Below are 19,112 nucleotides of genomic sequence, written 5' to 3'. Positions count from 1 at the left end.
CGGCCCGCCTGCGGCGGCGACGGCGTGCCCTGCTTTTTCATGGGGTTCCGACCTTTCGGAAGAAGCAATAGACGTGCCGGAACGCATCATCGACCAGATGGCGCGAGCTGGCCACGCCTTCGATGCCGGGAACGAACTCCCGAAACCCGCTCCCCACCTCCACCGGGAAGGGGGTGCGCTCGGGCAGATCGTTGTAACCCAGCACCAGCAGGCCCTCGGCCTTGAGCACGGCGTGGCACTGCGCCAGCAGGCGACGCAGGTCCGACGCGGTGTCGATACCGAAGCCGAGCAAGCCATTGGCAATCACCACGTCGAAGCGGTCCGCGCCATAGTGCGCGGCCATCTCGAGCGCGTCGCCTCGCCAATGCCGCCCGGACCTGCCATACACCTCGCTGCGCGGCGAGATATCCAACGAATGGAAGTTGGCGCGCAACAGCCTGGGGTAGTGCCAGTTGTGCTTATCCAGGCCGAGGAACAACAGCTCCGATTCCGTGGATTGCACCACTGCCTGGTTATTCAGGTAGCCAAACACCTGCTGTTCGAGAAAGACCCGGCTGGGGGTGTCGATCCTGAAATCGACACTGCAGCGCTCGGCCAAGAAAGGAGACAGCCTGAAAAGCATCCGTTTGACCACGTATTTCAACTTGAGCATGACTTCCCCTTTGGTTCGAGGGAAAGCAATATGCTGCGTAGACACGCGCTTGCCTATGGGACCAGTCTGATATGTTGTGCATCGGATTCTGTCGGATGCGGCAGTTATGATGCGCCCATCGCATTTCGCGGCCCCGCCGCGCCGGAAGCCCCTGTCCATGATCCCGACCCGCCCCCTGTCCGCCCTGCTCCTGCTCGCCTGTGCCCTGCCACTGGGCGCCGCTCACGCGGCCGAGGAATGTGTGGCGCGGTTCGACGCCAGCGTCGTCCGCTACCAGGAGGCGGTGAAGGTGCAGAAGGGACGCGAGACCGCCAACTGGCAGGAGCTGAACGCGCCGCTGTGCCAGGGGCGGCTGGACCTGCTGGACATGGAGTTCGCGCTGGTCGATGACTACGAGCAGTGCGCGCGCGACGGCGGAAAATTCCCCGAGAAGACCGTGAGCGCGATGCAGAGCCAGCCGGACGACCTGGCCGCGCGCAAGACCGCCTGGATCGACACCTGCGGTCCCTACATGAAGCAATAGCGCGGCCGCCACGCAGCGGGGGCGGCGCCCCCGCGCGGCATGGCGGTCCGCCGCCTCAGGCGACCGCCGCCGGGGCGGGCCGCGGGAAGAAGATGGCGCGGCCGGGATCGAAGTCGTAGCGGTCTTCGAAGTCGGTCGCGTCGGCGGCCAATGCCAGCACCGAATCGAGGATGAAGTCGGCCTTGGCGTCGGACAGCAGCACGCTGAAGTTCAGGCGGATGAAGCCCGGCTTTTCGATCTCGCGGCCATCGAGGATGGCCTGGCGCATGCGCGCCGACTCGGCCTCGTCGATCTCCAGCAGGTTGTGCACGTACGGGCCGGCGCAGGCGCAGCCGCCGCGCGCCTGGATGCCGAAGCGATCGCTCAGCATGCGCGTGACCAGTTGCTGGTGGACATGGCCGCCCTGGCCGTTGCGCACGCGGAAGGAGAAGATCGGCAGGCGCGGGGCGCTCAATGAACCCAGCAGTTCCAGGCGGGGATCGTCCCGCCAGCGGGCCAGCGCGCGCTGCACGAAGGCGGCGTTGCGCCGCGCCATCAGGTCGGCGCCCAGCGCTTCCTTGACCAGCAGCACCAGCGCGGCGCGGATATCGCCGACCACGTTGGGCGTGCCGGCCTCTTCGCGCGCCTCCAGGCTGGCGCTGTAGTCATGGCCGCCGGGCGAGACGAACTTGACGGTGCCGCCGCCCGGGAAGGTGGGCGTCGCCACGGCCACCGCGTCGCGGCGCACGATCAGGATGCCGGAGGCGCCAGGGCCGCCGATGAACTTGTGCGGCGAGAACACGATGGCGTCGATGGCCGCGTCGGCCGCCGGGGTCATGCGCATCTCCAGGTAGGGCGCGCCGCCGGCGTAGTCCCAGACCATCCTGGCGCCGGCACGCTTGACGCGACGGGTGATGGCTTCGACGTCGGCGACGATGCCGGTGACGTTGGAGGCGGCCGACAGCGCGCAGATGACCAGCGCGCCGTCGGGCGCGCGCAGCGCCGCGTCCAGCTCGGCCAGGTCCGGGCCGCCCTGCGGGCTTTCGGCCAGCACGACGATGTCGGCGCCGCATTCGCGCCAGGGCAGGATGTTCGAATGATGCTCGTAGGGGCCGATGACGACGCGCACCTTGCGGCCCGCCGCGAGCGCGGCCGGCACGCCGAACAGGTGCACCAGGCGGTTGATGCCCAGGGTGGCGCCCGAGCCGGAGAAGATCACGGCATGCTCGTCGCCCGCGCCGCAGCAGCGGCCGACCACGGCGCGCGCCTCGCGCCGCAGGCGCGTGATGAAGCCGCCGCAGAACGAGGCCTCGGTATGCGAATTGGCGTAGTACGGCAGCACGTGCTCGAGCACGAAGCGTTCGACCTGCATGAGCGCGCGGCCCGAGGCGACGTAGTCGGCGTAGACCAGCGGCTTGAGGCCGAAGGGGCCTTCGATGACGGCGTCCTTGCCGATCAGGCCATCGGCCAGGCTGGCGACGATGTCGGAGGATTGCAGGGATTGCTGGAACTGGCGCAACGGCCCTGTGATGGCCGGGGTCGCTTGGGTAGACATGGTGTGGATACGGGAATGCGGCGGGTGGAAAGTCAGCGAAATATCATACGATGGAAGGAATTTTTAAACTTCACCTAAATTTTCCTTAAAATCGTCAAAAACAGATCATTTGAACGACACCATGGAAAAAATTGACAAGTTTGATCTGAATATCATTTCCTGCCTGCAACGCGAGGGTTCGCTGTCGCAGCGCGAGCTGGCCGACCGGGTCGGTTTGTCGCAGAACGCCTGCTGGCGCCGGCTGCAGCGCCTGAACGCCTGCGGCATCATCCGCGGCACCCGCGCCGAGGTGAATCTGGTCGCGCTGGGACTGGACCTGACGGTGTTCGTGATGATCCGCACCAGCCACCACGCCAAGGAATGGGCCGACGGCTTCCGCAAGCATGTGGAACGCCTGCCCGAGGTGACCGGGTTCTATCGCATCGGCGGCGACTGGGACTACCTGATCCAGGTGGTCTGCCGTGGCATCGCGGGATACGACCGCTTCTATCAGAAGCTGATCACCGATTTCGAGCTGTCCACGGTGACGGGGTTCTTCAGCATGGAAGCCATCATCGAGAACCGGCCGCCCGACCTGGGGCTGCTGCACGAGTCCGCGGGCACGGCGTAACGACGGACGGCCGCGGCAGCGCCACGACTTGAATAACCCGCGGTCATGACTGCCCGGACGGCTTATATCCACGGGTTATCCCGGATGCCTGCATATCTACAAATCGTCAATAATTCGCCAACGTTTTATTGTCGATCCGTCCCCAACTGCCGCCCATGTCTGTTTCCGTCCGGGACGCCATTGTTTCCTCCTCCCATCTCGCCTCGTCCGCCCCGGAGCTGTCCGAGGTGGAGTTCGGCCTGATCATCGCCTCGCACGCCTTCAATCGCTGGATGGTCCGCTGCATGGCCTGTGCCGGGCTGCCCGAACTGACCTCGCTGGACATCCTGGTGCTGAACCACGTGTTCCATCGCGGCCGCGGCAAGAAACTGGCGGACATCTGCTTCACGCTCAATGTCGAAGACACCCACCTGGTGAACTATTCGCTCAAGAAGCTGGAGCGGCTGGGCGTGGTGCAAAGCGCCAAGACCGGCAAGGAAGTGGTCTACACCACCACCGACGCCGGCGCGGCCGCGATCCAGCGCTACGCCGAAGTGCGCGAGCAATGCCTGGTGAAACCCTTCATCGACTCCCCCGCCGCGGACGATGCCAGCCATCAGCTGGCCAATACCCTGCGCGCCCTGTCGGGCCTGTACGACCAGGCCGCCCGCGCCGCCACCTCGCTGTGAGAATCCACGTTGTCTAGCATTCCCGCCCCTTCCGCCCAGCCGCTGCTCTCCGTGCGCGGCGTCTCGGTGGACTTCAATACCGAAAACGGCGTGTTCCGCGCCGTCGAGAACCTGGACTTCGACGTGCGGCCGGGCAAGACGCTGGCCATCGTCGGCGAGTCCGGTTCGGGCAAGTCGGTCACGTCCATGGCCATCATGCGGCTGACGGACTACAACAACGGCCGCATCACCTCGGGCGAAATCCTGTTCCGCGACAGCGACGACCGCGAGGTCGACCTGACGGCCGCGTCCGACGAGCAGATGCGCGCGATCCGCGGCAACGACATCGCCATGATCTTCCAGGAGCCGATGACCTCGCTGAACCCGGTGTTCACCATCGGCGACCAGATCATCGAGGCCATCATGCTGCACCAGCAGTTGTCGCGCTCGGCCGCCCGCAAGGCGGCGCGCGCGCTGCTGGAAAAGGTGCGCCTGCCGGACGCCGAACAGCTGCTGGACCGCTACCCGCACCAGTTGTCGGGCGGCATGCGCCAGCGCGTGATGATCGCGATGGCGCTGTCGTGCCAGCCGCGCCTGTTGATCGCCGACGAACCGACCACCGCGCTGGACGTGACGATCCAGGCGCAGATCCTGAACACCATCCGCGAACTGCAGCGCGACCTGGGCACGGCCGTGATCTTCATCACCCACGACATGGGCGTGGTGGCCGAGATGGCCGACGACGTGGTGGTGATGCTGCGCGGCAAGAAGGTCGAGCAGGGCCCGGTGGAAGAGATCTTCCGCGCGCCCAGGCATCCCTATACCCGCGCCCTGCTGGCCGCCGTGCCGCGCCTGGGCAGCCTGACCGGCCGCGACCTGCCGCTGCGCACGCCGCAGACGGTGCTGGAAGGCGACACGCTGCGCGAAGTGGGCGAGACCCGCGAGCAGGACACGGCGCGCTACGACGAGCCGGTGCTGCGCGTCGAGAAGCTGACCACGCGCTTTGACGTCGGCCACAACCTGTTCGGCCGCGTCACCCACCGCGTGCACGCGGTCGAGGAAGTGAGCTTCGACGTCTACCCCGGCGAGACGCTGGCGCTGGTGGGCGAATCGGGCAGCGGCAAGTCGACCATCGGCAAGACCCTGCAGCAGCTGGTGGCGCCGACCTCCGGCGCGGTGCGCTACAACGGCCAGGACATCTTCTCGATGGACGCCGCCGGCCGCCAGCGCCTGCGCCAGGAGATCCAATACATCTTCCAGGATCCGTACGCCTCGCTGGACCCGCGCAAGACCGTGGCCTTCAGCATCGCCGAGCCGATCCGCACCCACCGCCTGCTGAGCGACGAAGCCGCCATCGCGCGCCGCGTCGGCGAGCTGCTGGAACAGGTGGGCCTGAAGCCCGAGCACGCGCGCCGCTATCCGCACGAGTTCTCGGGCGGCCAGCGCCAGCGCGTCTGTATCGCGCGCGCCCTGGCCAGCGACCCCAAGCTGATCATCGCCGACGAATCGGTGTCGGCGCTGGACGTGTCGATCCAGGCGCAGATCCTGAACCTGCTGATGGACCTGCAGAAGGACCGCGGCCTGTCGTACCTGTTCATCACCCACGACATGGCGGTGGTGGAGAAGGTCAGCCACCGCGTGGCGGTGCTGTACCTGGGCCAGATCGTGGAACTGGGCACGCGCCGCCAGATCTTCGAATCGCCGCAGCACGCCTACACCCGCAAGCTGCTGGCCGCCGTGCCGGTGGCCGAGCCCGGCCGCCACATCGACACCTCGCTGATCGAGGGCGAAATCCCCAGCCCGGTGCGGCGCGTGGGCGACGAGCCGGCGATCATTCCCCTGGTTGAATTCGCGCCCGGCCACCGCGTGGCCCGCGCCGCCTGAATCTCCCCCTTACACACACGTCGGCCCGGCCGATTTCCCGTCCCTGGAGTTGAACATGCTCTCCCTACGCAAAACCTTCACCGCCACCGCCCTGGCCCTGGCGCTGGGCGGCGCGCTGCCCGCGGTCCTGTCGACCGCGCACGCGGCCGGCACGCTCAACGTCGCCATCAACCAGGATCCGGGCAGCTGGGATCCGATCGACACCTTCGTGACCTTCTGGGGTTCGGTCGGCAGCAACCTGTACGACGGGCTGACCATGCGCGGCGCCGACCTGAAGCTGCAACCCGGCCTGGCCACCAAGTGGGAATACCTGGACGACAACAAGCGCCTGCGCTTCACGCTGCGCCAGGGCGTCAAGTTCCACAACGGCGAGCCGTTCAACGCCGAGGCCGTCAAGTTCACCTTCGAGCGCCTGCTGGGCGCGGAAGGCGCCAAGGGCCCGCAAAAGTCGAACTACGACTCGATCGGCGAGGTCAAGGTGGTGGACGAGTACACCGTCGACTTCATCCTCAAGCAACCCGACCCGGTGCTGCTGACCAAGCTGGCCGGCTACGGCGCCATGATCGTGCCGCCCAAGTACATCCAGGAAAAGGGCGAAGAGAACTTCAACACCCACCCGGTCGGCACCGGCCCGTTCAAGTTCGAGAGCTACCAGCCCAAGGTCAACGTGACCCTGGCGCGCAATGACGACTACTGGGGCGGCAAGCCCAAGCTGGACAAGGTGGTGTACCGCTTCATCAGCGAGCCCGGCACCCAGGTCGCCGAGCTGCAGGCCGGCCGTGTGGACATCGCCACGCTGATCCCGCTGGGCCTGATCGAAACGGTCAAGAAGTCGGGCAACGCCGACGTCATCTCGACCGGCGGCCCGGTGGCGTTCGCGCTGCGCTACAACACCAAGAACGGCATCACCCAGAACCGCGACGTGCGCCGCGCGCTGATCCTGGCGGTGGACCGCGACACCATCGTCAAGCAGCTGCTGCTGGGCCAGGCCAAGACCATCGCCAGCTTCCAGGGTCCGCAGTCGTTCGGCTACAACCCCGAGCAGAAGCCCCTGCCCTTCAACCCCGCCGAAGCCAAGAAGCTGCTGGCCGGCGCCGGCATCAAGCCGGGCGCGACGGTGCAGATCGACGTGCGCGGCAGCGATTCGAACTTCCGCGAAGTGGCCCAGGCGGTGTCGGGCTATCTGCAGGCGGTGGGCGTGCGCGCCACCATCAAGCCGTACGAAACCGGCGTGCTGCTCAACGACATCATCCCCGGCGGCAAGACCGGCGAGATGTGGCAGAACCAGTGGGGCGGCTGGACCTACGACTACGACAACACGGCCTACCTGATGTACCACTCGGGCCAGAAGTGGAATCCGTACGACAACGATCCCAAGCTGAACGCCATGCTGGAAGCGCAACGCACCGTCTATGACGTGAAGAAGCGCGAAGCCATGCTGCAGGAGATCGCCGGCTACGTGGCCGACCAGGCGCTGGAACTGCCGCTGTACAGCCTGAACACCATCGTCGGCGTGAACAAGCGCGTGAAGGGCCTGGAAGTGCCGGGCGACATCCGCTTCCGGTTCGTCAATACGACCGTGGAGTAAACGGTAGAGCCCACCCCCGAAGCGCTGCGCGCTTCCCCCTCAAGGGGGCATGCCAGGGGACCGGCGAAGCCGGCTCCCCGGCATCCCGCTAGGGGGGGGCGATGCCTGATTGGGTGTCGCGATGTTTGTGAAGCATTTGACGCATTAACCCTACTGATTCGCCGGGGCGAAAGCCCTGGCGGAGCCTCATGACCGGATTTCTGATTAAACGCGTGTTGCAGGCGGTCTTCGTGATCGTGGCCGTGACGCTGCTCGTCTCCTATGCCGTGCGCCTGACCGGCGACCCCGCGCTGATGCTCAGCCAGGGCTCGGGCAGCGTCACCGAGCAGGACCTGGCCAACATCCGCCAGGCGCTGGGCCTGAACCGGCCGTTCCACGAGCAATACCTGAGCTACATGCAGGGGCTGCTGCACGGCGACTTCGGCCGCAGCTTCATGGGCGGCACCTCGGTCGCCAAGCTGATCGGCGACGCGCTGCCGGCCACGCTGATGCTGGCGTTCACCTCGCTGATCGCCTCGATCCTGATTTCGCTGCCGCTGGGCATCCAGGCCGCCATCAAGCGCGGCAAGCCCACCGACCAGGCGATCCGCATCCTGTCGCTGGTGGGGCTGTCGTTCCCCAACTTCTGGCTGGCGCTGATGCTGGTGCTGCTGCTGTCGATCACCTTCCCGCTGCTGCCGCCGTCGGGCTGGAGCGGTCCGGCCAGCCTGGTGCTGCCGTCGCTGACCATGGCGATCATCCTGTCGGCCACCAACATCCGCCTGGTGCGCACCACCATGCTGGAAACGCTGTCGGCCCAGTACATCATGGTGGCGCGCAGCAAGGGCCTGAAGGAACGCATCGTGCTGTACAAGCACGCGCTGCGCAACTGCGCCATTCCGCTCATCACCTACCTGGGGCTGCAGTTCGGCGGCCTGATCGGCGGCATCGTCGTCATCGAGATGGTGTTCAACTGGCCCGGCCTGGGCACGCTGGCGTTCGACGCCATCTCCGGCCGCGACTACCCGGTGCTGCAAGGCACGGTCACCGTGCTGGCCGCCGTCATCGTCCTGGTCAACCTGATCGTCGACATCGCCTACGGCATCGTCGATCCCCGTATCCGCACGCGCTGAGCCCCATGCAGACCACTACTTCCCCCGCCGCCCCCAAAGCCGTCAAGCCGCGCAGCCGCTACCGCTCGCTGGAATTCGTGCTGGGCGCCGTGCTGACCGGCGTCATGATCGTCCTGGTGCTGGCCTCGGGCTGGCTGTTCCCCGATGGCGGCGAGTCCATGGACCTGACCGCCCGCCTGATGGCGCCCTTCACCAGCGCCGCCCACCTGTTCGGCACCGACCCGCTGGGCCGCGACGTGCTGGCGCGCGTCATCGTCGGGGGCAAGATCTCGCTGCTGGTGGGCTTCGCGTCGGTGCTGGGCGGCGCGCTGCTCGGCATCGTCATGGGCCTGATCGCCGGCTACTACCGCGGCTTCTGGGACATGATCGTGATGCGCTTTGCCGACGTGCAGCTGGCGCTGCCGTTCATCCTGGTGGCCATCACCTTCATCGCCATCCTCGGCGGCGGCCTGTTCAACGTGATCTTCTTCATGATCATCTCGCAGTGGGTGCAGTATGCGCGCCTGGTGCGGGCCCAGGTGCTGGCGCTGCGCGAACGCGAGTTCGTGCTGGCGGCGCGCGCTTTCGGCGTGCGCGACCTGGCCATGATCCGCCATCACATCGTGCCCAACCTGCTGGGTCCGCTGGTCATCCTGATGACGCTGAACGTCGCCAACAATATCCTGCTGGAAAGCAGCCTGACCTTCCTGGGCCTGGGCGTGGATCCCATGATCCCGAGCTGGGGCGGTATGCTGGCCGATGGCCGCACCTACATGCAGACGGCGTGGTGGGTGAGCGTGTTCCCCGGCCTGGCGATCATGTTGACCGTGCTGGGCCTGAACCTGCTGGGCGACTGGCTGCGCGACCGTCTGGACCCCACCGGCAAGGTGTAAATGTATGCCCCCGCCTTGGGGCGGCCTGCTCCGGCAGGCACTTGAGGACTACTGACGATGGCATTGCTGGAAAAGACATTCGACCGCACGCTGGACGCCTGGATCCATGCCTACAAGGCCCCGGCCTGGCGCGGCGCGGCCGTCGAAGGCTGGCTGTTCGAGGGCGTCGATGCGCGCCGCGAGGCCGAGGCGCGGCTGGCGCAGGCCGGCGTGACGGCGCGCTTTCGCAGCGCCTACAAGCCGCTGCTGCACTACTTCCTGGAAGAGGTCGAGCGCGACGGCCTGGTGTCGGTCGAGCTGCGCTACCCGCTGCACGAGCACGCCCAGGCCAAGCGCTTCACCCTCGAAGCCTACCCGCTGGTGGCGCTGCTGCAAGGCGTGCGCGTGACGATGAAGCCGGGCGCCTCGGACCTGCACTACGACGTCGCCCTGGCCTACGCCGACGGCAGCCGCCGCGAGGCGCGCGTGTTCGCGCCCAACCAGCTCGGCCAGGCGCAGGACGGCACGCCCGAACTGTCGCCCACCGGCTGGCTGCGCGTGCGCAACGCCGACGGCGCCGTGCAGACCGACGCGGCCCAGTCCACCGAATACCAGCAAGCCTTCCGCAGCATCGTCGACACGGTGCGCAACCATCCCTGGGGCGCGCACGAGCCGTACTTCGACCGCCTGGAAATCCGCGTCGACCTGCCCGGCATGGACTTCGCCCTGCCGGTGGACGAGGAAATCGTCAGCACCTTCGAGGCGCTGCACGAAGACCTGTACTTCACGCTGCTGGAACACTTCCAGCACCACTCCGGCCGCCCCTCCGGCGACCGCGGCCTGCAACCCGGCCAGATCATTCCCGACATCCGCCGCCACGACGGCGCGGCGCGCGTGCAGGTGACGCTGGAGCCCTTCGCGCCGCCGGCGCCGGTGACGCCCGCGGCGCTCGACGCGCCGCTGGCCGAACTGCGCCAGCCGCTGGCGGCGGCCCAGATCGCCGGCTGCATGGCCGCGCTGGGCGGCGACGCCTTCCAGGCCGTCTCGCGCCAGGGCCGCCCGGTGCTGGGCACCTACCTGCGCGGCTCGGGCCCGGCGGTCTTCATCTCGGGCGCGCAGCATGCCAACGAAACCTCCGGCGTGGTCGGCGCGCTGCGCGCGGCGCAGGCGCTGAAGGCGCGCGGCGACGCGCACTTCGCGCTGATCGCCTCCGAGAACCCGGACGGCTACGCGCTCTTTAACCGCCTGCGCGAACAGCATCCGCGCCACATGCTGCACGCCTCGCGCTACAGCGCGCTGGGCGACGACATCGCCTACCGCGAGCACGCGCCGTTCTTCGAACGCGAGGGCCGCCACCAGGCGCACGCCATCAGCGGCGCGCAGCTGCACATCAACCTGCACGGCTACCCGGCCCACGAGTGGACCCGCCCCCTTTCGGGCTACCTGCCGCGCAATTTCGAGCTGTGGACCATCCCCAAGGGCTTCTTCCTGGTGCTGCGCCACCACCCGGGCTGGAGCGAACGCGCCCGCCGCCTGATCGAGGGCGTGACGGCGCGGCTGGCCCGCAACGTGCCCGGCCTGGTCGAATTCAATGCGCGCCAGCTTGAACTATTCCACGCGCACGCGCTCGAAACCGGATTCGATGTGCTGAACGGCATCCCCGTGCAGGTCACGGAAACCGACCGGGAAGCGCTGCCGATGGCGCTGATCTCCGAGTTTCCGGATGAAACCGTGTACGGGGACCGCTTCGTTTTCGCGCATACTGTGCAAATGGAAACCGTCCTGGCGGCGACCGACATCCACCGCGCCGGACACTAAAGCCGCCCGTCTGACATGAACATCCGAGAACGCAACCACGGCGACGACCTCGCCCTGGTGGATATCTGGCTCCGGTCGGTGCGCGCCACCCATACTTTCCTGACCGAAAAGGAAATCCAGGCCATGTACCCGCAGGTGCTCAACACCTACCTGCCGTCGGTGCGGGTCTGGGTCTGTGAGGACGATGCCGGCGAGGTCGCCGGCTTCATGGGCCTGAACGACAACAAGGTCGAGATGCTGTTCGTCGATGCCAACAAGCGCGGCAAGGGCGCCGGACGCCGCCTGCTGAATTTCGCGCTGTCGCTGCACGGTAGCCTGCGGGTCGACGTCAACGAACAGAACCCGCAGGCCCATGGGTTCTACAAGCACTACGGGTTCGTCGACGTGGGCCGTTCGGAGACCGACGCCGGGGGGCGGCCGCGACCGATCATCCATATGAAGCTGGCGGGCTGAGGCGGTCGCGCCGCCGGCACGGGCACCGGTCCGACGTGCGTGCTCGATATATCACCCAATTGACCGCGTCCCCTGTTGCATTCCTCGCTGGTGTGGCGAATGATCCCAGCAAGCGCCATGGGACGGGCATGTTACGCTGCACTTATCGTGTAACACATGAGAACCGCACCATGAGCGACGCTACCTTTACCTTTCGGGTGGATGAAGCCTTGAAAAACGAGTTCGCCATGGCCGCCAAGGCCCGAGACCGCACCGGCGCGCAGCTTCTGCGCGACTTCATGCGGGAGTACGTCCAGCAACAACAGGAAGCGGCCCAGCATGACGCCTGGTTCCGCCGCCAGGTGCAAGCGGGCCTGGATTCCGCCAACGCCGGCCGCCTGGTGCCGGCCGCCGAGGTCGAAACCAAATTCGCAGCCCGTCGCGCCGCGACCCGTCGCCGGCTTGAAACACCCAAGTGAGGGCATTGCGCTGGACGCCCGAAGCGATCCAGGACCGGGAAGCGATCTACGATTTCATCGAGGCCGACAACCCCATTGCGGCGCTGACGCTTGATGAACTTCTTGAAGAGAAGGCGGGACGCCTGATCGATCATCCCGGCCTGGGTCGTCCCGGCCGTGTCGCGGGCACCCGGGAGCTGGTGGCGCACCCGAACTATCTATTGATCTACGACGTGACGAACGATCTCGTGCGCATGCTGCGTGTGCTGCATGCGGCCCGGCAGTGGCCAACGCCGGATCCATCATCTGAGAGTCGCTGAAGTCTCGTCGAGCGGCGGAATAAACGCCTGCCATCCGGCATCAAAACAAGACTACTTCAGGCCGTCATTGGGCCTGGAAGGACTGCGCCAGCCCGATAATAAAAATCATTCTTCAAGGGTGGACAAACCGTGATCCTACGGTCACCCGCGGCACGGTGATTTCTGCATGAGCGTCCTGGCCTACTCATCCCCTCCTTCGCTGGAAACGCTCTATTGCGACCATCACGGCTGGCTGCAGCGCTGGCTGCACCACCGCCTGGGCAACGCCGCCGACGCGGCGGACCTGGCCCACGACACGTTCGTCCGGCTGTTGGCCAAGCCGGTGAGCCGTGACTTCAGCAACGTCTGCCAGGCGCGCGCCTACCTGCGCACCGCCGCCGGCGGCCTGTGCGTGGACCTCTGGCGCCGTCGCGAGATCGAACAGGCGTGGCGGCAAACGCTGGCTGCGCGGCCCGAACCCATGGCGCCATCGCCCGAGCATCAAGCCATCATCATCGAGACGCTGCTGGAAATCGGCGCCATGCTCGGCCGGCTGTCCCGGAAGGCGGCGACGGCGTTCATCATGGCGCAGGTGGACGGCGCGCCCTACCACGCCATCGCGGCCGAGCTGGACGTCTCGGAACGCATGGTCAAGAAATACATCGCCCAGGCCATGCTGCAATGCGCGTTGATCGAGGCCGGACTAGCCGGCTGAAAGCCCCTCTCCCGCAGCGCCACTGACCATCGCCAGTGGGTGACCACGCAAGTGGCCTTGCCCCATTTGTAGGACAAGGACGGGTTCCCCTTTTGCGTCTCACATTCGATTTAGACAGCGAGAGACTACGGCTGGACGGGCGTCGACTCCGCCCTGGCGGCACGGCCTCGGCCGGACACGCCCGCCACCCTGCGCCCGCCGCCGATCGTCTCGCCGCTCGAAGAACCTTTGGAAAGATCGATTGATGCACCGTTCCGCCTTCCTCCCGCATTCCGTCCCAACCCATGCCCCCGCGAACGCCGCGCCCCATTGCCCCCCTCACGCGCTGCGCTCAGTGGCGCTGGCGCTGGCGCTGGACCTGGCCGTCGCGGGCTTGACGCTCGCCACGGCGGGCTGGACGCCAACCGCGCAGGCGCAGCCGGCCACCGCCCCGGCGCGGCGCTACGACATTCCCGCCGGACCGCTCAACACCGCCTTGACCCGTTTCGCGCAAGAGGCCGGCGTGCTGCTCTCCGCGCCAGGGGCATTGACGCAGCACAAGCGTGCCGCGGGCCTGTCCGCGACCATGACGGTCGAACAGGGTTTCGCCGAACTGCTGCGGGGACAAGGGCTTGCCGCCGTGCGGCAGGCGGATGGCAGTTATGCGCTGCGCCAGGCACTGCCTGCGGACGGCGCGGCCATCAGCACGCTGCCCGCGGTGCGCGTGACGGGCGCGCCAGAATCCCGGGCTCGTGCGCTGCCCACGCCCTACGCGGGCGACCTGGTGGCCCGTGGAGGCCGCGTCGGCCTGCTGGGCAACAAGGACGTGATGGAAACGCCGTTCAGCACCACCAGCTACACATCCCGCATGATCGAGGACTGGCAGGCCGGGACGGTGGCGCAAGTGCTGCACGCGGATGCATCGGTGCGGCAGACGTTCCCCGAAGCGGGGCCGACGGAGTTCTTCAACGTGCGCGGGTTTTACATGCCCAGCACGGACTTCGCCTGGAATGGCCTGTTCGGCCTGACACCGGGCTTTCAGGTGGCAACGGAACTCCTTGAACGCATCGAGGTGCTCAAGGGTCCAGGCGCGCTGCTGTATGGCATGACACCCGGCGGTTCCGTTGGCGGGGTCATCAACCTGGTGCCCAAACGGGCGGGCGACACGCCGCTGACACGCCTGACGGCCAAACTCTCCGCGGACTCGGAACTGGGCGCGCACCTGGACATGGGGCGACGCTTCGGACGCGACGACGCGTTCGGCATTCGCGTCAATGCCGCCAAGTCCGATGGCCGCACCACCCTGGATGGCCAGTCGAAGAACAAGGAATTGGGCTCGCTGGCGCTGGACTTTCGCGGCGAACGCCTGCGCGTCGCGCTGGACGCCTACAGCATCGAAGGCAGGACGCGCGGCGGCATGCCGCTCTTCACCACGTTTGCCAGCGGCCAGATTCCCGACGCCCCGGATCCCAAGCTCAACCCCCTGCCCGGCGCGCGAGCCTCGGAGCACAGCAAGGCGCTCATCGCCTCGGCCGAGTTCGACTTCAACGATCAATGGATGGGGTTCGCGTCGGTCGGCACCAAGCGTCAAGGCAGTTCCGGCTACATGAACAACGCCCTGGGCAGAAACGCGCAGCCCTCGGGCGCCTACATCGGCATGGCCAAGAACACGAGGAGTTTCTCCAATGCCAATGCGGCCGATGGCGGCATTCGCGGTCGTCTGCGCACCGGGCCGGTCGGACACGAGATCACCCTGAGCGGCAACGCCATTCGACAGACGGGTGGCGCGGTCCAGGGGCCCGTGACGATGTGGGCCTCGAACATCTATGCGCCCACCCCACCAACGCTGACCGCAGGACCCGCCGCACTGCCGAAGTCGTCCGACAGCACCCTGAGCAGCATCGCCCTGGCCGACACGATTTCGTTCCTGAAGGAGGAATACCTGTTGACGCTGGGCGTGCGGCAACAGCGCGTGCGGACGAAGAACTATACGCCCTCGGGCGCCGTGACCACCCGCTACGACGAACACGCCCTGACACCCGCCATGGGCGTGGTCATCAAGCCATGGACCGCGCCGGTCTCCGTCTACGCCAACTACATCGAAGGCCTGTCACAGGGAGACCGGGTCACCGACGTCACCGCCGCCAATTTTGGCGAGGTCTTCCCGCCGTACCAGAGCAAACAGATGGAGGTGGGCGCCAAATGGGATGCCGGCACACTGCTCAATACCCTTGCCGTCTTCCAGATCACGCGCCCCAGTCTCATCAAGAACGGCGACAGCAACCGATACGCCCCCGACGGCGAACAACGCAACCGCGGCATTGAATGGAGCATTGCCGGCGAGGCGGCGGCAGGACTGCGCCTGCTGGGCGGCGCGACTTACCTCAAGGCCATCAACACCAAGAGCAGCACCGGCCTGCTGGATGGCAAGACGGCCATCGGCGTTCCGAGCTGGCTGTTCAACCTGGGCGCGGAATGGGACATGCCGTCATTGCCAGGCCTGACCCTGCGGGCCGCCGCCATCTACACCGGCCAGCAATACGCGGACAGCGCCAACACGCAGAAACTACCCGCCTGGACACGGCTCGATCTGGCCGCCCGCTATGCCACCCGCCTCGCCGCCCACAACGTGGTTTTCCGCGCAAGCGTGGAGAATGCGCTGGACAAGCGCTACTGGTCAGGCGCCTGGTATGGCTCCACCTCGGTCGGCACGCCGCGCACCGTCAAGTTGGCGGTCAGCGTGGATTTCTGACAGTCGGGGCGGCCGGTTGCCCGCGCATCCCGTTCCCGCGGCGGCGCGAACCGCCGCGGCAGCCCCGCCCGCTACCCCGCCTCGCCATGCCGCGCGCGCCAGGCCTTGAGCGCGGCGCGGTATTCGTCCATGGCTTCGTTGTAGGTGTCGTAGACGCAGGGGATGCAGCCGCTGTTGCAGCATTCCTCGGGCGCGGGGGCCTCGGGCAGTACGGGCGGCGGATCGTCGTCGGCGGGCGACGGGGTGTTCGGGGCAGTCGGGGAACTCATCCCCGCATGTTAGCGCTGATCGGCGCCCGCCAGCGCGCGCCATTGCTGGCGCCGGATTTCGTAGCGCAGCTTGCGCGCCTCGCCTTCGCCGGTGGTCTCGATCCAGCGCATGCCGCACTTTTCCATCACCCGCATCGACGCGGCGTTGTGCTGCACCGCCACGGCGCTCAAGACGTCCACCGGCAGGCGCTCGAAGCCCAGCGTCAGCAGCGCGCGGGTTATCTCGGAGGCGTAGCCGCGGCCCCAACAGGCCGGCGGAAAGGCGTACGCCACCTCGACCCGTTCGATCTTTCCCGCCAACGCCAGCTTGAGGCCGGCGCGGCCGGCCAGCGCGCCGCTGTCGCGCTCGGTCAGCACGTACATGCCGTAGCCGTGCTCGGCCCAGTGCAGCATGTTGTGCTCGACGTAGCGCCGGCTGGCGGCGGCGTCGCGGGTGCCGCCCATGGTCGCCATGAGCGCGGCGTCGGCATGCATCCCGGTGATGAACGGCAGATGGGTGGGCGCAATGCGCTCGGCGCGCAGGCGCTGGGTGACGAAGGATTCGGGCAACAGGGCGGACGGCATCATGGCAGGCGGCAGCCATCGAAAGGAGTGCCTTGCATCATACAGAGCGGTGAGCCCCGTCACTATCCACCATCCGCAGCGTGGACACCTGACTGTATCCGCCCGCCCCCCCGCCATCGGGGCATCATCACCCTAGTCGCGCCGCAGGCCCAGGAAGCTCCAGTGCACGTCGGCGCGGTCCAGCATGTCTTCGCGCGTGACGCAGTGATGCGCCGACAGGCCATGGCCGGCCGCCAGCGCGATGGTCTCGTCGGCCGAGACGTCGAACATGCGCCGCCCCGGCGGCACGGGGCCGTGGCGCAGCGACATCAGGATCTGGCCGCCGGGCGCCAGCAGGGCCGCCAGCGCCGCCATGCCGCGGGCGCGCTCGTCCGCGTCCAGGTGCATCCACACGGCGGTCAGCATGATGACGTCGAACGCGCATCCGCGCAGGCCGTCCAGGTCCGGCAGGGCATCGTCGACCCATTCCAGATTGGGCAGCGCATGACGCCGCTGGCCTTCGCGGCGCAGTTCGGGCGTGGGCTCGGCCGCCACCACCTGGTGGCCCATGCGGGCCAGCGCGGCGGCGTCGCGGCCCGAACCGGCGCCGATGTCGGCGATGCGCGACGGCGTCGCCGGGATCAGGTGCGCCACGTCGCGGTGGACGTCGGCGAAGGCGATGCTCTCGTATTGCTCGGCCAGGGCCGCGGCGTTTTCGCCGTAGCCCTGGGTGCCCGAGACCACTGCCCCGCCGCCGTCGACAGTTTGCGTGGGATCGGCGGCGCTCATTTGGCCTTGAGCGCGTCGTAGATGCGCTTGCCGACGCGGCCGTCCTGCGGCAGGTTGCGCTTTTCCTGTTCGGCGCGCACCGCGTCGCGGGTCTTGGCGCCGGGAATGCCGTCGGCGGTGCCGACGTCATAGCCACGGGCGTTGAGCATCTCCTGCACTTCCTTGATCTGCGCACGCGACAGGCCGGGGTCGTCCGTCGGCCAGGCCGTGGCCAGCGCCGGGCCGCCCTGCAGGCGGTTCAGCAGCAGCGACACCGCCAGCCCATAACGGCGCGACTGGTTGTAGTGCAGGATCGCGTCGAAATTGACGGTGGCCAGGAACACCGGGCCCTTGGCGCCGGTGGGCGCGAACAGGTAGGCCTGCTGGTCGTTGCCGCTGGCCAGCTTGAGCGCGGAACCGTCACCCTGCTTCAGGCCCGCCTGGGCCCACTGCGCGATGGTGCGGCGGTCCTGCGAGCCGACGTATTCGGCGTCGGGCGCGGGCGGAATGGCGGCGGCCACATCGGCCGGCACGCGCACTTCCACCACCGCCGGCAGGCCATGGGTCCATTTGGCGCGGCGCTTGCGCAGGTGGTTGGCGGTCGAGGCCAGGGCGTCGGGCAGCGAGTTGTACAGATCGATCTTGCCGTCGCCATCGCCGTCGGCCGCCAGCTCGTAGAACGAGGTGGGGATGAACTGCGTCATGCCGAAGGCGCCGCTCCAGGAGCCGACAAAGTTGTCGGCCGGCACCACGCCGTCGCGCAGCAGGCGCACGGAGGCGTAGGCGTTCTTTTCCCACAGCGTCTTGTTCTCGGTGCAGGCGCGGGTCAGCCAGGCATTGAGCACGTCGGTCTTGCCGACCTGGCGGCCGTAGTTGGTCTCGATGCCGAAGATGGCGACCAGCGTGGCCGGGTCGACCTGGTATTGCTGGCTGATGTCGCCCAGCTGCTTGCCGTACTTGGCGAGCACCGCGCGGCCGTCGCTGACGCGCTCGTCGTCGACCGTCTTGGCGATGTAGTCCCACCAGCTTTCGCGGCCCTCGGGCTGGCCCTGAGCGGACGCCACGGTGGTGGGCAGCAGCTTGGCCTTGGCGGTGTATTTGTCCCAATCGGCCAGGGTCAGGCCGTTGGCGGTGGCGCCCTTGCGCAGCTTGGCGATACACGCCTTGGTGTCGAGCTCGGTCGGGATGATGACCGTGGGCGCGGCGGGAGTCGCGGTCGCGGCGGGCGTTTGGGCCGGCGCGGCGGCAGGCTGGGCGGCCGGGGCCGCGGTAGCGGGCGCGGGGGCCGGTGCAGGTGCCGGGGCGGGCGCGTGGACGTTCGTCGGCGGGGCGGCGCGCGTATCGTCCGGCGTGACCACGGGCACGGGCACGGGCGCCGCGGCCGGGGCAGGCGTGGACGGGTCGTCGAAGCTGCGCTTGGGCGTCAGCGTCGGGCCGGACGGGGCCGGCTGGACGCCGGGACTGCGCGTGCCGGTGGCGGAAGAAGGCGACTGGGCCTGGGCGCCGCCGCAGGCGGCGAGGCTCAGCGCGGCGGCGAGGACCGCGCGCGCAAGGGGATCGATCCGGGCCCGAAGGAGACGCTGTCGCATGGCTATCCTGAAAAATCGAAGTCAGCCCGGATCGTACCGCGACCGGCCACCGAAATCGAATGACCGGGACGGGGCGTCGCCGGACCGTG

General features: G+C 67.7%; 19 protein-coding genes. 13 read left to right on the top strand and 6 right to left on the bottom strand.

Translation table 11 applies throughout. The features are described 5' to 3' along the window. Positions 1-37: 37 nt before the first annotated feature. A complete protein-coding gene (locus I6I07_RS18480) occupies positions 38-652 on the bottom strand; it encodes a class I SAM-dependent methyltransferase (protein WP_198483190.1) in 615 nt (204 codons plus the stop codon). A gap of 157 nt (positions 653-809) precedes the next feature. Between I6I07_RS18480 and I6I07_RS18475 the strand changes: the two genes are divergently transcribed. Then, the gene (locus I6I07_RS18475; protein ID WP_198483189.1) at positions 810-1,175 is read left to right on the top strand and encodes a hypothetical protein; all 366 of its coding nucleotides are present in this window, start codon (positions 810-812) and stop codon (positions 1,173-1,175) included. A 55-nt stretch (positions 1,176-1,230) separates the two neighbouring features. Here I6I07_RS18475 and I6I07_RS18470 read toward each other — a convergent pair whose 3' ends face one another. After that, a complete protein-coding gene (locus I6I07_RS18470) occupies positions 1,231-2,709 on the bottom strand; it encodes an aminotransferase class V-fold PLP-dependent enzyme (RefSeq protein WP_198483188.1) in 1,479 nt (492 codons plus the stop codon). A gap of 121 nt (positions 2,710-2,830) precedes the next feature. Here I6I07_RS18470 and I6I07_RS18465 point away from each other — a divergent pair, with 121 nt between their 5' ends. The 12 genes from I6I07_RS18465 (at position 2,831) to I6I07_RS18410 (ending at position 15,854) form a co-directional block, all read left to right on the top strand. Then, positions 2,831-3,319 (top strand): Lrp/AsnC family transcriptional regulator, encoded by a 489-nt coding sequence (locus I6I07_RS18465; protein ID WP_198483187.1) that lies wholly within the window; start codon positions 2,831-2,833, stop codon positions 3,317-3,319. 155 nt (positions 3,320-3,474) lie between these two features. Continuing rightward, entirely contained in the window at positions 3,475-3,987 is a 513-nt protein-coding gene (locus I6I07_RS18460) for a winged helix DNA-binding protein (protein ID WP_054430353.1), read from the top strand. A 9-nt stretch (positions 3,988-3,996) separates the two neighbouring features. After that, positions 3,997-5,850 (top strand): dipeptide ABC transporter ATP-binding protein, encoded by a 1,854-nt coding sequence (locus I6I07_RS18455; RefSeq protein WP_332840419.1) that lies wholly within the window; start codon positions 3,997-3,999, stop codon positions 5,848-5,850. Positions 5,851-5,905: 55 nt separating this feature from the next. Continuing rightward, complete coding sequence (locus tag I6I07_RS18450; RefSeq protein WP_198483186.1) at positions 5,906-7,438, top strand: ABC transporter substrate-binding protein; 1,533 nt, start codon at positions 5,906-5,908, stop codon at positions 7,436-7,438. Between the two features lie 188 nt (positions 7,439-7,626). Then, positions 7,627-8,550 carry an ABC transporter permease gene (locus tag I6I07_RS18445; protein ID WP_006385014.1) on the top strand — a complete coding sequence of 308 codons (924 nt, stop codon included), beginning with the start codon at positions 7,627-7,629 and terminating at the stop codon, positions 8,548-8,550. Between the two features lie 5 nt (positions 8,551-8,555). Then, the gene (locus tag I6I07_RS18440) at positions 8,556-9,422 is read left to right on the top strand and encodes an ABC transporter permease (RefSeq protein WP_198483185.1); all 867 of its coding nucleotides are present in this window, start codon (positions 8,556-8,558) and stop codon (positions 9,420-9,422) included. 57 nt (positions 9,423-9,479) lie between these two features. Then, positions 9,480-11,219 (top strand): peptidase M14, encoded by a 1,740-nt coding sequence (locus I6I07_RS18435; RefSeq protein ID WP_198483184.1) that lies wholly within the window; start codon positions 9,480-9,482, stop codon positions 11,217-11,219. Positions 11,220-11,234: 15 nt separating this feature from the next. Next, on the top strand, positions 11,235-11,672 hold the full coding sequence (locus tag I6I07_RS18430; protein WP_198483183.1) for an acetyltransferase: 438 nt from the start codon (positions 11,235-11,237) through the stop codon (positions 11,670-11,672). 170 nt (positions 11,673-11,842) lie between these two features. After that, on the top strand, positions 11,843-12,130 hold the full coding sequence (locus I6I07_RS18425) for a CopG family ribbon-helix-helix protein (RefSeq protein ID WP_054430290.1): 288 nt from the start codon (positions 11,843-11,845) through the stop codon (positions 12,128-12,130). Further along, on the top strand, positions 12,127-12,429 hold the full coding sequence (locus tag I6I07_RS18420) for a type II toxin-antitoxin system RelE/ParE family toxin (RefSeq protein ID WP_198483182.1): 303 nt from the start codon (positions 12,127-12,129) through the stop codon (positions 12,427-12,429). The genes I6I07_RS18425 and I6I07_RS18420 overlap by 4 nt, the downstream gene beginning before the upstream one ends. A gap of 166 nt (positions 12,430-12,595) precedes the next feature. Next, a complete protein-coding gene (locus I6I07_RS18415) occupies positions 12,596-13,123 on the top strand; it encodes a sigma-70 family RNA polymerase sigma factor (protein ID WP_198483181.1) in 528 nt (175 codons plus the stop codon). A 334-nt stretch (positions 13,124-13,457) separates the two neighbouring features. Beyond that, positions 13,458-15,854, top strand: coding sequence for a TonB-dependent receptor (locus tag I6I07_RS18410; RefSeq protein ID WP_198483180.1), 2,397 nt, complete (start codon positions 13,458-13,460; stop codon positions 15,852-15,854). Between the two features lie 71 nt (positions 15,855-15,925). Here I6I07_RS18410 and I6I07_RS18405 read toward each other — a convergent pair whose 3' ends face one another. From I6I07_RS18405 to I6I07_RS18390, 4 genes are all read right to left on the bottom strand, one after another. Continuing rightward, entirely contained in the window at positions 15,926-16,123 is a 198-nt protein-coding gene (locus I6I07_RS18405) for an oxidoreductase-like domain-containing protein (protein WP_198483179.1), read from the bottom strand. A gap of 9 nt (positions 16,124-16,132) precedes the next feature. After that, positions 16,133-16,690, bottom strand: a complete 558-nt coding sequence (locus I6I07_RS18400; protein ID WP_232625643.1) for a GNAT family N-acetyltransferase — start codon at positions 16,688-16,690, stop codon at positions 16,133-16,135. A 129-nt stretch (positions 16,691-16,819) separates the two neighbouring features. After that, on the bottom strand, positions 16,820-17,455 hold the full coding sequence (locus tag I6I07_RS18395) for a class I SAM-dependent methyltransferase (protein WP_198483178.1): 636 nt from the start codon (positions 17,453-17,455) through the stop codon (positions 16,820-16,822). Further along, positions 17,452-19,023 (bottom strand): lytic murein transglycosylase, encoded by a 1,572-nt coding sequence (locus I6I07_RS18390; RefSeq protein ID WP_198483177.1) that lies wholly within the window; start codon positions 19,021-19,023, stop codon positions 17,452-17,454. Before I6I07_RS18390 ends, I6I07_RS18395 begins: the two co-directional genes overlap by 4 nt. Positions 19,024-19,112 lie beyond the last annotated feature (89 nt).

It is taken from the genome of Achromobacter deleyi, assembly GCF_016127315.1.
In the GTDB taxonomy this organism is placed as follows: domain Bacteria; phylum Pseudomonadota; class Gammaproteobacteria; order Burkholderiales; family Burkholderiaceae_B; genus Achromobacter; species Achromobacter insuavis_A.
The sequence above is the reverse complement of the archived record's forward strand: the minus strand, read 5'-3'. Positions and strand labels throughout refer to the sequence as shown.